General features: G+C 70.4%; 15 protein-coding genes. 13 read left to right on the top strand and 2 right to left on the bottom strand.

Annotation, left to right across the window (positions count from 1 at the left end; genetic code table 11):
- Positions 1–111 precede the first annotated feature (111 nt).
- The 12 genes from ACZ7L0_RS05365 to ACZ7L0_RS05310 all read left to right on the top strand — a co-directional run bounded on the left by ACZ7L0_RS05365 (position 112) and on the right by ACZ7L0_RS05310 (position 10,061).
- Positions 112–381, top strand: a complete 270-nt coding sequence (locus tag ACZ7L0_RS05365) for a DUF6284 family protein (RefSeq protein WP_471241085.1) — start codon at positions 112–114, stop codon at positions 379–381.
- Positions 378–650, top strand: a complete 273-nt coding sequence (locus ACZ7L0_RS05360) for a DUF6303 family protein (RefSeq protein ID WP_471241084.1) — start codon at positions 378–380, stop codon at positions 648–650. The genes ACZ7L0_RS05365 and ACZ7L0_RS05360 overlap by 4 nt, the downstream gene beginning before the upstream one ends.
- A complete protein-coding gene (locus ACZ7L0_RS05355) occupies positions 647–1,519 on the top strand; it encodes a protein spdB (protein WP_471241083.1) in 873 nt (290 codons plus the stop codon). The genes ACZ7L0_RS05360 and ACZ7L0_RS05355 overlap by 4 nt, the downstream gene beginning before the upstream one ends.
- Positions 1,516–1,743 carry a hypothetical protein gene (locus ACZ7L0_RS05350; protein ID WP_471241082.1) on the top strand — a complete coding sequence of 76 codons (228 nt, stop codon included), beginning with the start codon at positions 1,516–1,518 and terminating at the stop codon, positions 1,741–1,743. Before ACZ7L0_RS05355 ends, ACZ7L0_RS05350 begins: the two co-directional genes overlap by 4 nt.
- Positions 1,731–2,339, top strand: a complete 609-nt coding sequence (locus ACZ7L0_RS05345) for a phosphoadenosine phosphosulfate reductase (RefSeq protein WP_471241081.1) — start codon at positions 1,731–1,733, stop codon at positions 2,337–2,339. The genes ACZ7L0_RS05350 and ACZ7L0_RS05345 overlap by 13 nt, the downstream gene beginning before the upstream one ends.
- Before the next feature lie 62 nt (positions 2,340–2,401).
- Positions 2,402–2,719, top strand: a complete 318-nt coding sequence (locus ACZ7L0_RS05340) for a hypothetical protein (RefSeq protein ID WP_471241080.1) — start codon at positions 2,402–2,404, stop codon at positions 2,717–2,719.
- 123 nt (positions 2,720–2,842) lie between these two features.
- Entirely contained in the window at positions 2,843–4,969 is a 2,127-nt protein-coding gene (locus ACZ7L0_RS05335) for an ATP-binding protein (protein WP_471241079.1), read from the top strand.
- Between the two features lie 212 nt (positions 4,970–5,181).
- Positions 5,182–5,646 carry a hypothetical protein gene (locus ACZ7L0_RS05330; RefSeq protein ID WP_471241078.1) on the top strand — a complete coding sequence of 155 codons (465 nt, stop codon included), beginning with the start codon at positions 5,182–5,184 and terminating at the stop codon, positions 5,644–5,646.
- Positions 5,647–5,737: 91 nt separating this feature from the next.
- On the top strand, positions 5,738–6,586 hold the full coding sequence (locus tag ACZ7L0_RS05325) for a bifunctional DNA primase/polymerase (RefSeq protein WP_471241077.1): 849 nt from the start codon (positions 5,738–5,740) through the stop codon (positions 6,584–6,586).
- A gap of 2 nt (positions 6,587–6,588) precedes the next feature.
- Positions 6,589–8,067, top strand: a complete 1,479-nt coding sequence (locus tag ACZ7L0_RS05320; protein WP_471241591.1) for an ATP-binding protein — start codon at positions 6,589–6,591, stop codon at positions 8,065–8,067.
- A gap of 442 nt (positions 8,068–8,509) precedes the next feature.
- Positions 8,510–8,746 (top strand): helix-turn-helix domain-containing protein, encoded by a 237-nt coding sequence (locus ACZ7L0_RS05315; RefSeq protein WP_471241076.1) that lies wholly within the window; start codon positions 8,510–8,512, stop codon positions 8,744–8,746.
- Between the two features lie 79 nt (positions 8,747–8,825).
- Positions 8,826–10,061, top strand: coding sequence for a tyrosine-type recombinase/integrase (locus tag ACZ7L0_RS05310; RefSeq protein WP_471241075.1), 1,236 nt, complete (start codon positions 8,826–8,828; stop codon positions 10,059–10,061).
- Positions 10,062–10,098: 37 nt separating this feature from the next.
- Here ACZ7L0_RS05310 and hisN read toward each other — a convergent pair whose 3' ends face one another.
- The gene (hisN, locus tag ACZ7L0_RS05305) at positions 10,099–10,899 is read right to left on the bottom strand and encodes a histidinol-phosphatase (RefSeq protein WP_471241074.1); all 801 of its coding nucleotides are present in this window, start codon (positions 10,897–10,899) and stop codon (positions 10,099–10,101) included.
- Between the two features lie 417 nt (positions 10,900–11,316).
- Here hisN and ACZ7L0_RS05300 point away from each other — a divergent pair, with 417 nt between their 5' ends.
- A complete protein-coding gene (locus ACZ7L0_RS05300; RefSeq protein WP_471241073.1) occupies positions 11,317–11,922 on the top strand; it encodes a TetR/AcrR family transcriptional regulator in 606 nt (201 codons plus the stop codon).
- A gap of 4 nt (positions 11,923–11,926) precedes the next feature.
- On the opposite strand, the gene ACZ7L0_RS05295 is transcribed toward ACZ7L0_RS05300, so the two are convergent.
- On the bottom strand, positions 11,927–13,612 hold the full coding sequence (locus tag ACZ7L0_RS05295; protein WP_471241072.1) for an ABC transporter family substrate-binding protein: 1,686 nt from the start codon (positions 13,610–13,612) through the stop codon (positions 11,927–11,929).
- Positions 13,613–13,673 lie beyond the last annotated feature (61 nt).

Here is a 13,673-nt window from a genome sequence, read left to right as displayed (position 1 = left end):
CATCTTCGCCGCGTACCTGACGCGGCTTCACCCACAACGGCGCGCGGCGCCCGGGAGGCCACCCGGACGCCGCTGTCGGGCCGTTTCACCTGCTAGGGAGACACACGACCCATGAACCACATCGTCACTGTTCAGGAAGCTGTTACCGCGTTCGCGGAGTGGCTGGAGCCCACCGACGCGGAGCTGAACGCGATCGAGCGAGAGATGCCGCTGATCTTGGCGGAAGTCGACCTCATCGACGCGCAGATCATCACCCTCGACCGCACGCCGACCGAGCTGGACGCCCGCCGCACGCGCCGCGCGCTGGCCCGGGTGCTCGCCGCGCGGGCGACCCTGGCCAACCGCACCTCCGGGGTGAGCATGCCCGGGGGTGCGGCGTGAGGCACAGCGCGCGTCTGACCAACAGCTTCGTCGGCGAGTGGGAGCTGTACGTCGTCACCGACGGCACGAGCCGGGAATGGCCCGAGCACCCCTTCGAGCGGACCGCACCGGTGCCCACCTTGCAGGAACGGGCGGATGCGCTGGCCCTGCTCGGCTACCGCGTCGCCGATGACGCCACGTGGGAGTGGCAGGAGATCCCCAGCGGTGTCATGGACCGCGTGGAGCTGCTGGCGGCGGTGGACGTCCAGCCCTTGGGCGGTGCGGCATGAGGATCAACGCCAAGACGCTGCTGACCGTGCTGCCGGCCGTCGCCATGACGGCCGTGTCCATGGTGCTCACCCTGGCCGTGGTCATGATGTGGCTGGGCACGGCCGTGCCCTGGTACGTCGCCCTGGTCGTCGGGTTGGGCATCGACGGTGGCTGGCTGGCCACCCTCGCCTATGAGCGCAGGTTGGCCGCGCAGGGCGACCACAGCAACGCCGTGACCGCCGTCGGCTGGTCCTTCGGCGCCCTCGCCTCCGCCGTCCTGATCACGCACGCCCTGACCGCCGAGACGTCGACGGGGGCGTGGCTGGCGGTGGCCTGGCTGCCGATCGCTGCCAAAGCGCTGTGGCTAGTCCACGGGCTGTGGGAGCGCACCGCGCTCACCCCGGCCGCGCTGGACACGATCCGGGGCATTCAGCAGGAAGCCCGCGACGACGGGGCCGTAGCCCGTGCCCGCCTACGGGCCGAAGCCGCGACCGAGGAGACGCGGCTGACCGCCGTGACGGAAGCCGGGGCACGCGTCGCACGGGTGCAGGCCAAGACCGCTGAGACGCTCGCCGGGGCATGGTCGACGCTGGAGACGGCCCGGAAGGGCGAGAGCACCGGACGGGCCCTGACCAGCGTGACGAGCCGCGTCACACCCGACGTCACACCCTCATGGGAACTCCCGGTATGGGGTCCCTGCGAGCCAGTTGCCGCGCTGGAGTCGGCACCCGCACTCACCGATGCGGCGCTGGATGCACTGGTCGACGAGATCCGGCACAGCGAAGTACCGAACCTGTCTTACCGGGAGATGGCCGTCCGCTTCCGGGCGGCTGGTCACTCCGCTTCCGAGGTCCGTCTTCGGGCCGCGTGGAAGCGGGTGGTCGCGTGAGCAGCCTCGCGGTCACACAGGTCAAGGCGTTCAGCTTCGGCGGTGGGGTGCAGTCGACGGCCGCCCTGGTCCTCGCGGCCAAGGGTGAGCTGGACTACCGCACGTTCTTGATGGCGAACGTGGGGGACGACTCCGAGCACCCCGGCACCCTCGCCTACCTGCGGCAGTACGCCATCCCTACGCCCAAGCCCACGGGCTTGAGCTGGTCGTGTTGGACCGGGTGATGAAGCGCTCGGGTGAGGTCCGCACGCTCTATCAGGACCTCACCCGGGAGGGCTCCCGGTCGCTGAAGATCCCGGTACGGATGTCGAACGGGGCCCCCGGCACCCGCTCGTGCACGGCCAGCTTCAAAATCCTGGTGATCGCGGACGAACTCAAACGCCGCGGCGCCACGAAAGACGCGCCGGCCACGGTCGGAATCGGCATCAGCCTGGACGAGATCGACCGCGCGAACAAGCGGCGCTGCGAACCGCACGAGCGCATCGAATACCCCCTGCTGGAGCGCGGTATCCGGCGCATCGACTGCGCCCGCATCATCCGCGGTGCTGGCCTGCCCGTCCCGCCGAAATCCTCCTGCTGGTTCTGCCCCTTCCACCGGCCCGAGACCTGGCACGACATGCGCCGCAACGAACCCGAGCTGTTCGAGCGCGCGTGCCAGCTCGAAGAACTCCTCAACCGCCGCCGCGACACGCTCGGCAAAGACCACGTCTGGCTCACCCGCTTCAACCGGCCGCTACGGGCGGCGATTCCGGACGGCGTCGACACCCTGCCCTTCGACGAGTGGGACTCCGGCTGTGACTCCGGCTGGTGCATGACCTAGCGGGCCCCGCCGCTGCCCTCGCGCGCGCACGCCCCATCACACGTCCCTGAAGGAGATTGACCATGGGCAAGCCCGACACGCGCCGGCTGGACCGAGCGATCCGAGAGACCAACCGCAAGCTTGAGGCGGTCCGCAAGCGCGAGTTGTGGCCGCTGGACGGATCCGAGCGGCGCGCGATCCTGCGCGCCGCCGTCGGCGGCTCCTACCGGACCGTCAAGGGCCGCAGCACCGACCGCGCCGAACAGCGTATCGAGTCCGCATGGAGCGCGGCCGAGACGCGGCTCATCGCCGAAATCACCGCGCTGCACATCGAGCGGCAGCAGATCGTACGCGAGGCCGCCAAGACCAAGGCCGCCAAGAAGTCCTCCGGCTGGTGGTGACCGCGCAGCCGACAGGCGCTTTCACCGCCTGAGCCGCACACGCCCCGCCCGGCCCGCCGCCGGGCGGGGCGACCCCTCTCAACTTCCTCGCCCCTGCCCGGGGCAGTCAGGAGTGTTTCCGTCATGAGCGACACCGTCGTTCACCTGCAAAAGGACATCGAACCGTCCGCCGATGCGACCACTGTGACCACGCTGACCGTGGTGCCCGACCCGGCGCCGGACGCGCCCGTGCCGCTGTGGGTGCGCTCCGGACGCGCTATCAAGCACACGGTCACGCACGAGCACACCCGCACCGTGGTCCGCGCGGTCGCCCGGCACGGCCTCTACACATTCAACGGGAGCCGGATCGTGGCCCGCCGCACGTGGGACGGCCGTACCGGCGCCCGCTATGAGCGCATGCTCCGCGCCGCGGAGGCTGCCGGGAACTACGAGGTGGCGGAGGAGTGGGAGGAGCGGTTGCAGCGCTTCCGCGAGGCCCGGCACCGCCGCCGGATGGACCTGCTGCATTCCCCGGTCGACGCGGCCAAGGGTGTCGCCGTCGGCACCGGCATGAGCATCGGCGTGCTGGTCGCCCTCGGGATCGTGATGGCCCTCAACTCCAAGCACGTCGGGGACGTGATCACCCCCCTCACGGCCACCATCGACTTCATCGCCACGCTCATCCGGATCGTGCAGATCGTATGGGGCCCCGCCCTCACGATCGGCCCGTTCCTGGCCCTGCTCGCCCTGTGGGCCGTGGGCAGCAAGCAGCAAGCCGCACCGCAGTGGGCCCTGCCCGCGAACGTCCGGAACGGGGAGGGTGAGCCCATCACCCCGTCGATCGTGGTCAAGGCCCTGCGCGACCTCGGTGTCCCGGCCCTGCGCAACGCCATTAAGGAGATGGGCGACGCCGGCGCGTCCATGCTCGGGCCGATCCGGATCGCCGGATGCGGGGTAGAGGTCGACGTGACCCTGCCGTCTGGGGTGTCGACGGTCGAGGTGCAGCAGCGGCGGCGCAAGCTCGCCGAGAACCTGACCCGGCACGAGCACGAAGTGTTCATCACGCTTCCCGAGGCCGCGCGCACGGTCCGGCTGTGGGTCGCCGACTCCGGCGCGCTGGACGAGCCGATCGGCCCGTCCCCGCTGGTCACCGACGAGAGTCTGACCGCCGACTACGTCAAGGGCCGCGCCCCGTGGGGGCAGGACCTGCGCGGGGACGCTGCCGCCTTGAGCGTGTATCAGCGGCATCTGCTGGTCACGGGTCTGTCGAACCAGGGCAAGACTGCCTCGCTGCGCGCCCTCGCCCTGTGGCTGGCGCTGGACCGGTCGGTGCAGTTCTGGCTTGCTGACCTCAAGGGCGCCGGCGACTGGCGCTACTTCGTCGGCATCGCCTCTGTACTCATCCAGGGGCCGACGGACGACCACGTCATCCAGGCCACCGAGATGGTCGAGAACGCGGTGACCGAGATGAACCGGCGTCTGGAGGTGCGGCAGAAGGACCCGCACGCGAAGTTCCCGCCGCTCATCGTCCTGGTCGACGAAGCGCAGGTGGCGTTCATGTGCCCGGCCAAGGACGAGGAGGGCCGCCCCTACGGCGGCTCCAAGGCCACCAGTCGGTACTTCATGGCCGTCCGCAAGATTCACAACCAGGGCCGTGCGGTCGACGTGCTCATGTGGCAGGGCACGCAGGACCCCACCGACCAGAACCTTCCCAAGCTGGTCCGCGAGGGCGCCCACACGCGGGCCTCGCTCGCGCTGGGCACCGAGCAGCAGTCGCGGATGGCGCTGGGCGACAAGGCCGTCAACGGCGGGGCCGCCCCGCACCTGCTGCGCCAAGGTCTGGACAAGGGCACCCTGGTCGTCGCCTCCGACGGCATCGCCATTCCCGCCGGCCAGGCATCCATCACCGTGCGCACGCACTTCATCGACGACGACCAGGCCGAGGCCATCGCCGACCGGGCCAAGGCCCTGCGCGACGGCGTCACCACCCTGCACGTCGTCGAGGACCGCGAGGAGCGCGACCGCCTCGCGGACATCGCATCCGTGGTCGGCGACGCGACGCGGGTGCGCACGCAGGACATCCTCAAGCGGCTCGCGGTACTGGACGCGGACGCCTACGGCAAGTGGTCCTTCCTCGACCTCAAGCGCGAACTGGACGGCACCGGGGCCGAGCCATACAAGTCCGACGGCGTCATGGTCGTCGGCCGCGACCGCCTCGCCCGAGCCCTCGCCGACCGCGACACGGACGGTTCCGCTTCCGCCTCCGAATGACAGGGAGGCGCCCCCGCGCGGGGCAGGGAGGCAGGGAGAACTCCCTGACCCCCTCCCTGCCCCGCCTCCCTGGCTCTGACCTGCATCAATGATCGTCCAGGGAGGCAGGGAGGCAGGGAGGCACCCCAGGTCACCCCCCAGAAACCCCCTCCACAGCCCACCCGACAAGGGGTGCCCCCGCCTCCCTGCCCCACGACCCGAAGGGATTCCACATGTACCCCGAACCTGTCCGCCACGCGCCCGCTGTACGGGCCGTGGAAGTCCACCAGCCCACGTCCATCACCCCCGCCGCCGTGCATCCAGCGCCGGTCGTTCCCGTCCAGCCGGGCAGCGTCCCGGCGGTGGCGAGCATCGTCCTGCCGGACGGCCGAGTCGTCACCGGCTACTCCATCGAGCCGGGCAAGCCGGAACCGGTCGCCGTCAAGCCGGCGGTCTCCCGCGCGGCCGTGAACGTCGCCCTCGGGGGCGTTGGCTTCCTCGCGGTGTGCGGCGGACTGCTGCTGCTCACCACGTTCATCACCGCGCTCACGGCGCTCATCACCCAGCTCATCACTCTCGCCGCCGTCATCTTCGGCGGCTGGATCGCCGTGCAGGTCTTCAGCAGCAACCGCCACCAGGGCGGGACCACGGTCAACATCCGCAAAGCGATCTTCAAGCGCAACCACTTCCACGGCTAGCTACGCCAAGGGCGGCCCCCACCTCACGCCAATGAACGCGGGGCCGCCCTTGTCCAGCCAGTCACCTATCAAGGAACTGGAGACATCCAGCATGACCCAACCCACCCGCCTGCGGCGAGTGGCGCTGAGCCTCGCCGCTGCCAACGTGCCCGTACTCCCTCTACGCCTGGGTAAGGTGCCGTTTGGCAACTGCCGCTCCTGCATGGGCAACGTCTGCGGCGGACGTCCGAACATGAAGACCGCCGGGCCCTGCCGTTGCCTCGCCCCGTGCCACGCGTGGGCCGCCGCCACCACCGATCCGCACGTCCTCACCTCGCCCGCGTGGGCGCCGGCGTGGCGTGAGGCCGTGGCCGTCGCCTACCACCCCGGCGGGGCCGGGCTGACCGTGGTCGACCTCGACACCCCCGACGCCGTCCAGTGGGCCCGCGAGACCCTGCCCGCCACCCGCACCGTGGCGACGACGCGGGGCGAACACTGGATCTACCGGGGCGCCATGCGGTCCGTGAACGCCGTACGGCCGGGCGTGGACATCAAGTCGCTTATGGCGTACGTGCGTTGGCTGGGACACGGAAACGGCGCCACGGCCGCTCTCGCGGACGCTGTGCGCGCTCTGGCAGTGAAGGAGCCGTCCACGGCGCGCAGGGCGCCACAGACCCTCACGGTGCCCCTGACGGCCGGGCAGGGCGAGTGCCCGCACCGCACTCCCACCTATCTGGACCGTGGTATCGCCATGGCAGAGCAGTGCATCACCGCCGCTCGGAGTGCGGTTCACGCGACCGTGTACCGCACGTTCCTCGCCGTGCTGTCCACGCATGGCCGGTGCGGCTGCCTCACTGACGCCCATGTCGCGCGGCTGTTCACCGCCGCGCAGGCCAAGGGCGAGTCTCCGCGGCACTGCACTGACGCGTGGACCAACGCCCGCACCACGTTGGGACTGTGACCATGTCCGACGACGAGAAGAACCCCGCCCGCGAGATCATCACCGACTACGCCCAATCGCACTTCCGGTACTTCCGCACCGCTGACGGGACCGTGTACGCGCAGAGGAACGGCCACCCCGTGGCCCGCCCGATCCGCTCTCAGGGCACGACCGGAAGCCACCGGCAGGAACTCATGGTCGGACTGTTCAAGGACGGCATCGGCGTGTTCAACGGCACCGCCATGAAGGAAGCCCTCGACCTCATCGAAGCACTCGCGCTGACCGAGGACGTCCAGCCCGTGCACATCCGCGTCGCCCCCGGGTACGACGGGGCCACATGGCTGGACCTCGGGCGCAGCGACGGGCAGTCGGTGCGTATCCACCCCACCGGATGGGACATCCTCACCCCGGACCCGCAGGAAGTCTGCTGGCGGCGCACCCAGCTCACGGGGGAGCTGCCCTTGCCGGTCAAGGACACCGACGGCAAGGGCATCGATCTGCTGAAGCGGCTGTGCAACTTCGCCACCGCCGAGACCGAGTGCCTGGCCATCGCGTGGCTCATCGGCTGTCTGGGGCCGACGGTTCCCGTCCCGGCCCCGTTCCTCACCGGCCCGCAGGGGGCAGGCAAGTCCACCGGCGGGCGCATGCTCGTGCGGATCATCGAGGGCATGACCGGGGACCTGCGCCGCGCCCCGAAGGATGAGGAGAACCTGATCACAGCGGTGGCGGCCGGATGGGTCACCGCCCTGGACAACCTCTCCCACATGACCCCGGAACTGTCCGATGCGATGTGCTGCATCGTGACCGGGGCCGAGAACGTCAAACGTGCCCTGTTCACCGACGGGGACGTCTTCCGCATCGGCTACCGCCGCCCCCTGCTCCTGACCGGTATCGACGTCGGCGTGATCCGGCCCGACCTCGCCGAACGGCTCCTGCCGCTCCGCCTGGAACGCCCCCGGGTCCGGCGCACCGAGGCGGAACTGTGGTCCGACTTCGCAGAGGTGCTGCCCGTCATCCTCGGCTCGCTCCTGGACCTCACGGTGCAGGTGCGGGCAGCGGAGGCGGACATCCCGACCGACCTGCGCATGGCCGACTTCGCGCACCTGTGCGCGCAGCTCGACGCGGCCACCGGTCTGGGAGCGCTCGCCGCCTACAGGGCCAGCCTGGACGACCTCAACGACGACGTCATTGAGGGCGACTTGTTGGCGCAGACGGTGCTCAAGTACGCCGCCAGCGTTGACCCGGGCACCGAGCAGCGGATGACGTCTGCCGAGTGGCTGCACTGCCTCACGGGCCTCTACACGGGCGAGGACTTCCGCCCCCTGCCCAAAGGTTGGCCGACCACCGGCAAGGTGCTCTCAGACCGCCTCAAGCGCCTTCAGCCCACCCTCGCCGCCCGGGGCGTCCTCATCGACTGGGGGCGCACCAACACGTCCCGCTATATCGAGATCGCGCGGCCGTCTGCCGCCGCGCCCTCGCTGGAGCAGGAAGCGGCCTTCTGACCGCGCGTCACCGCGACTGCCCGCACAAGCAAGAGGAGCACCCGGCACGGCGTGCTCTTCTTGCTGTTCGGCGGCGGCGCCGCCCTGCGATGGTCGCACCGCGAAGCGGCTCCTTCTTCACTCTCTGAGCCGCGCACCACAACAGACACCACCCCCTTCTTTGTCCGAAGTAGAGAGACGCTGCGTCACCTGCGTCACCCACACCCCGAAAACGGCCGCTGACCTGCCGAAAGACGGGTGACGCAGACGGCCGATTCCTGCGTCACCCCGCGTCACCTGCGTCACCCGATGACGCAGGTCTGTGTCACCGGTGACGCATCCCCACTGTGCTGCGTCACCGCGAAAGCGCAGGTCAGAGCGGCGAATGACGCAGATGACGCAGGTGACGCAGAAATCCGCACCTCGGACAGACGCGGCCACGCCCTCCCCGCTTGGAGTCCCTATGGCAAAGCCGACAGACCCCGACCCGCGCGCCACCCTCCGGGGCGGACTTCCCGACCGGTACCTCACCCCCGACGACATCGCCCAGATGTTCGAGGTGCCGAAGGAAACCGTCTACCAGTGGCGCAAGAAGCGCATCGGCCCGCCCGGCTTCCGCATCGGCAAGCACGTCCGCTACGACCCCGCCGACGTGCACGACTACGTCACCAGCCGCAAGAACGACAACGCCGCCGCCTAACCGAACACGACCCGACGCAGCAGGGAGAGCCGCCGCCCGCGGCTCTCCCTGCTGCATGTCGAGAGGGGACCGCCGCCGAATGGCAGGCCACATCCAAGACCGCTGGTTCAAGACCGAGACCAACGCCGACGGCAAGACCACCCGAGTCAAGACCGACCGCCATGGCACTGGCATGCGGTACCGCGCCCGGTACATCGGTCCGGACGGTACCGAGAAGTCCAAGAGCTTCCCCGACGGACAGAAGCGCCTCGCCGAAAAGTGGCTGTCTCAGATCGAGGCCGACATGACGCGCGGGCAGTACATCGACCCTCGCGCCGGTCGCCTCACCGTGCGGCAGCACGCAGAACGGTGGCTGGCGTCGCTCACGATGGACCCCGGTACCTTCGTGAGCACCGAGCAGCGCATTCGGCTGCACGTCATTCCCCACCTGGGAAGCCGTTCGCTCGATTCGCTGCGGCCCGTGCACGTCCGCGAGTGGCTGCGAAAGCTCCAAGACGGGAGAGTGGCCCCCGCCTATCAGCGGGTCATCTTCGCGAACCTCAACGCCATGTTGGCGGCGGCCGTCGACGACCGGCTGATCCCCCACAACCCGTGCCGTTCGTCGTCGGTGAAGGCACCCAAGCCGGAGCCCCGCCGGATCGTGCCGTGGCGTCCTGAGCGGGTGCTGGCGGTGCGCTCGGCCATGCCCGAGCGGTACCAGCCCATGGTGGACGTGGCCGGCGGATGCGGCATGCGGCAGGGCGAAGTGCTCGGCCTGGCCGTCGACGACGTGGACTTCGTCGAGGGAGTCGTGCACGTCGTCCGGCAGGTCAAGCTCATCGCCGGAAAGCAGGTGTTCGCGCTGCCCAAGGGTGGCAAGACGCGTACCGTCCCGCTGCCTGAGAGCGTCGCGCGGTCGCTTGAGGGGCACATCGCGAAGCACCCGCCGACGGCCGTGTCCTTGCCGTGGCGGTCAGTCGACGGCTCGCCGGTCACCGCTGCCCTGCTCTTCCCCAACATCGATGGACGCGCGGTGAACCGCGTCGTCTTCAACCGTGTCGTGTGGCGCCCCGCCCTCGACACGGCCGGCGTACCGCGCGGCAGGGAGAACGGCATGCACGCGCTGAGGCACTTCTACGCGTCGGTCCTGCTGGACGCCGGGGAGAACATCAAGGCTCTGTCCGAGTACCTGGGACACCACGACCCCGGCTTCACGCTCCGGACGTACACACACCTCATGCCGAGCAGTGAGAAGCGGACGCGCGAGGCAGTGAACCGGGCCTTCGAGGACGGCCCGGACGCCGATGACGGCCCCACGACGGCCCAGGAGGACTGAGGGAGGGGTAAACGCGCAGGTCAAGCCGCAACCGGCGTCAGTAGCGCTGGTTGAGATACCCCAGCAGCTCGTCGTGCAGCAGGCCGTTGGACGCCGCCGCGTTGCCGCTGTGCGGGCCCGGGCGGCCGTCGAGGCCGGTGAAGGTGCCGCCGGCCTCGGTGACGATGATCGCGGTGGCGGCCATGTCCCACAGGGACAGCTCGGGCTCGGCGCAGAGGTCGACCGAGCCCTCGGCGACCATCATGTAGGGCCAGAAGTCGCCGTACGCGCGCGTGCGCCAGACCTCGCGGGTGAGGTCGAGGAAGCCGTTCAGGCGGCCCTGCTCCTCCCAGCCGCTGAGCGAGGAGTACGCGAAGGAGGCGTCGGTGAGCTGTGCCACGCGGGAGACGTGCAGGCGGGTCGCGGAGGACAGGCTGCGGCCCGTGAAGGCGCCGTGGCCCTTCGCGGCCCACCAGCGGCGGCCGAGGGCCGGGGCGGAGACGACGCCCACGACGGGCTGGTAGCCGCCCTCTCCCGCCTCCATCAGGGAGATGAGGGTGGCCCAGACGGGGACGCCGCGTACGTAGTTCTTGGTGCCGTCGATCGGGTCGATCACCCAGCGGCGGGGGCCGGTGCCCTCGATGCCGTACTCCTCGCCGAGGATCGCGTCCCTCGGGCGGGCGCGCTGGAGCTGGCCGCGGATGAGCTCCTCGGCGGCCTTGTCCGCCTCGCTCACCGGGGTCATGTCCGGCTTCGTCTCCACCTTGAGGTCGAGGGCCTTGAAGCGGGCCGTCGTCGCGGCGTCGGCCGCGTCGGCGAGGACGTGGGCGAGGCGCAGGTCGTCGAGGTAGTCGGGCATGTAGGAACCGTATCCGGGCGGGCTGGGGTGGGGCTACCGGGGGCCGGGGTCGGGGTACGGGGGTGTGCGCCGGGCCCGGGTGCGAACGTGACCGGCGTCGGTGCCGGGGGGTGGGTCGCGCGGCCCGGCGCTGCAGGGGTGCCGCTGCGCCCACCCGCGCCGCCCCAAGCGGCACGACTGCCCGCAGCTACGCGGGCTGGGACCACGGGCTCGCGGCTGCGTCGAGGCCCGCAGCTGAGGACGCTGCGCTGACCGGCCCGCGGATGAGGGCTTCGCGTCAGCCCCCAGGCGCGGCGGCTGGGTAGGCGGGGGCCCGCGTGGGGCGGCTCGAAGGCGCCCCTTGGTGCCTTCGTGAACCCTTGACAGTGCCTGTGTGCGCGTCAAATCTGGGCGAGAGCCGCTCGCCCGAGGGAGGCGATGATGCCTGCAGCGCGGGAATCCCTACTGGACGCCGCCTACACGGCGCTTGCGCGTCGGCCGTGGTCCGCCGTGCGGATGGTGGACGTGGCGGCGGCGGCCGGGGTGTCCCGGCAGACGCTGTACAACGAGTTCGGCAGCAAGGAAGGGCTGGCCAGGGCGCTGGTGCGCCGGGAGGCCGACGGGTATCTCGCCGGGGTGGAGCGGGCGCTCGGCGCGCACGCCGACCCGCGCGACCGGCTCATCGCCACCGCCGAGTGGACGGTGTCGGCCGCCGGGGAGAACGCGCTGGTGCGGGCCATGCTCACCGGCTGCTGGAGCGAGCGCCTGCCCTCGCCGACGCTGTCCGCCGTGCCGTCCTCCTCCGCCGTGCCGGCGCAGCGCCGGGCGGACGGCCCGCTGCCGTCGCCCGGCGACTTGGTGCAGATCGTGCGGGACCGGGTGGTGGCGGTGGCGGCCGGACCCGCGCCCACGGCGGACGCCGCCGAGCTGGCCCGGTCCTGCGAGCTGGCCGTACGGCTCGCCCTGTCCTGTGTCGCGGCTCCGCCGGGGGAGGGCGGGGTGGCGGAGCTGGTCCGCGCCGTCCTGCCCCGGCAGTTGGCGTGAGGGGCTACTTCAGCCAGCCGACTTTGGTGTAGTCGTCGTCCGCCAGGCCGCCCGCCCCGTAGTTCGCGAGGGTCGAGCGGACGGCGAGGACCTGCGGGCGCTGGTAGAGCGGGATGGAGTGGCCGAGGGCCCAGATCTTGGCGTCGGCCTCGTTGTAGAGCTTGTTCGCCGCGGCCGCGTCCGTGGTCTCGCCCGCCTTCTCCAGCAGCGCGTCGATCTCCGGGGAGCCGACCGAGCCGTAGTTCTGGTAGAGGTTCTTGCCGGAGGGCTCGCGGTAGATCGGGAACGCCTCGGCGCGGAACGTCTGGTCGACCCAGCGGAAGCTGGTCAGTTCGAAGTTGCCGATGGTGACGTACTTGGAGAAGTAGTCGTTGGCCGGCACCTTGTCGATGTCCAGCTTGATGCCCGCCTGGGCCAGCTGCGCCTGCACCAGCTGCGACTGGTCCACCTGCGCCGAGGTGGAGCCCGAGCTGAGCGTGTAGTGCAGGGTGAGCTGCTTGCCGCCCTTGACCCGCTTGTCGCCCTGGAGCTTCCAGCCCGCCGCGTCCAGCAGCTCGCCCGCCTTCTTCAGGTCGTAGGTGGCGTACGTACCGGAGTTGTCCTGGTAGCCCGCCTGGTTGGGCATGAAGAAGTGGCTGCCGTAGGTCCGCAGCTCGACCGGGAGGTCCTTGCCGAAGGCGGTGGCGATGGACTTGCGGTCGATGGCGTGCTGGAGGGCCTGGCGCACGCGGACGTCCTTGAGCGGACCGCGCCCGCCGTTGAACGTGATGTGCACCTCGTCCCAGCGGGCGCCGACCCGGATGTCGGTACCGGCCGCCTTCGCCAGCCGCTTGTAGTCCTCCGGCAGGAGCGCGGTCGCGAAGTCGATCTCCTTGTTGAGGTAGGCGTCCGTCCAGGCCGTGAAGTCCAGGGCACGGAAGACGATCGAGTCCAACTTGGGCTTCGTTCCCCACCAGTCGGGGTCCGGGACCGCGGTGATCGTCTGGGCGGTCTTGTCGTACGAGGAGATCTTGAAGGCGGAGCCGGTGATCGGGATCTTCTCCGTCCACCCCTTGTTGAACTTCGCCGGAGAGTCGATCCCGGCGGCCGGCAGCAGCGGGTCGAACAGTCGCTTCCAGTCGGCGTACGGCTTGCGGAAGGTGACCTTGACCTGGTGGGCGTCGGCGCCTCGCTCGACCTCGCGGATCTGGTCGTAGCCCGAGGTGTTGGCGGCCTCGTACGCCTTGTCGGTGCCGTTGAGGGCCTTCCAGACGGCCTCGAAGTCACGCCAGCCCAGTGACTTCCCGTCGGACCACTTGGCCTTGGGGTTGAGTTTGTAGACGACCGTCTGCGGGCTGGTCGAGGTCACCGAGGCGGAGAGCAGGAAGTCGGTGTCCGGGTGGACCTCGCCCTTCGCGTCCGCGCTGAACAGGTTGGGCTCGACGAGCTCGGTGATCTCCGCCGCGTCGCCCTGGTTGCCGTTGGCGGTGTAGCGGTTGTAGTCGGCGATCCACTGGGAGATCGGGAGCTTGAAGGTGCCGCCCTGCTTGATGTCGCTGAGCGGGTGCGGATTGATCTCCTGGCTGCCGGCCGGGGCCGCGCTGCGCTGCGCCGCGGGTCTGCCGTCGTCGTCGGAGGAGCCGCAGCCGGTCACCAGCAACGCGGCGGCCGCGGTGGCGGCGACCCAGGCCGGGGCGGGGGTTTGACGCATGTCGGTGTCCTTCGTGGGGGCGGTCGGTGGATGCGTGCGCCGAACGTAGAACGCCCCGCGA

Source organism: Streptomyces sp. NPDC039424, from assembly GCF_055639495.1.
The sequence above is the reverse complement of the archived record's forward strand: the minus strand, read 5'-3'. Positions and strand labels throughout refer to the sequence as shown.

Coding starts and splice junctions, on each gene's coding strand:
- ACZ7L0_RS05355 (WP_471241083.1), top strand. CDS start 647: ATGAGGATCAACGCCAAGACGCTGCTGACCGTGCTGCCGGCCGTCGCC.
- ACZ7L0_RS05365 (WP_471241085.1), top strand. CDS start 112: ATGAACCACATCGTCACTGTTCAGGAAGCTGTTACCGCGTTCGCGGAG.
- ACZ7L0_RS05340 (WP_471241080.1), top strand. CDS start 2,402: ATGGGCAAGCCCGACACGCGCCGGCTGGACCGAGCGATCCGAGAGACC.
- ACZ7L0_RS05295 (WP_471241072.1), bottom strand. CDS start 13,612: ATGCGTCAAACCCCCGCCCCGGCCTGGGTCGCCGCCACCGCGGCCGCC.
- hisN (WP_471241074.1), bottom strand. CDS start 10,899: ATGCCCGACTACCTCGACGACCTGCGCCTCGCCCACGTCCTCGCCGAC.
- ACZ7L0_RS05325 (WP_471241077.1), top strand. CDS start 5,738: ATGACCCAACCCACCCGCCTGCGGCGAGTGGCGCTGAGCCTCGCCGCT.
- ACZ7L0_RS05330 (WP_471241078.1), top strand. CDS start 5,182: ATGTACCCCGAACCTGTCCGCCACGCGCCCGCTGTACGGGCCGTGGAA.
- ACZ7L0_RS05335 (WP_471241079.1), top strand. CDS start 2,843: ATGAGCGACACCGTCGTTCACCTGCAAAAGGACATCGAACCGTCCGCC.
- ACZ7L0_RS05310 (WP_471241075.1), top strand. CDS start 8,826: ATGGCAGGCCACATCCAAGACCGCTGGTTCAAGACCGAGACCAACGCC.
- ACZ7L0_RS05300 (WP_471241073.1), top strand. CDS start 11,317: ATGATGCCTGCAGCGCGGGAATCCCTACTGGACGCCGCCTACACGGCG.
- ACZ7L0_RS05320 (WP_471241591.1), top strand. CDS start 6,589: ATGTCCGACGACGAGAAGAACCCCGCCCGCGAGATCATCACCGACTAC.
- ACZ7L0_RS05315 (WP_471241076.1), top strand. CDS start 8,510: ATGGCAAAGCCGACAGACCCCGACCCGCGCGCCACCCTCCGGGGCGGA.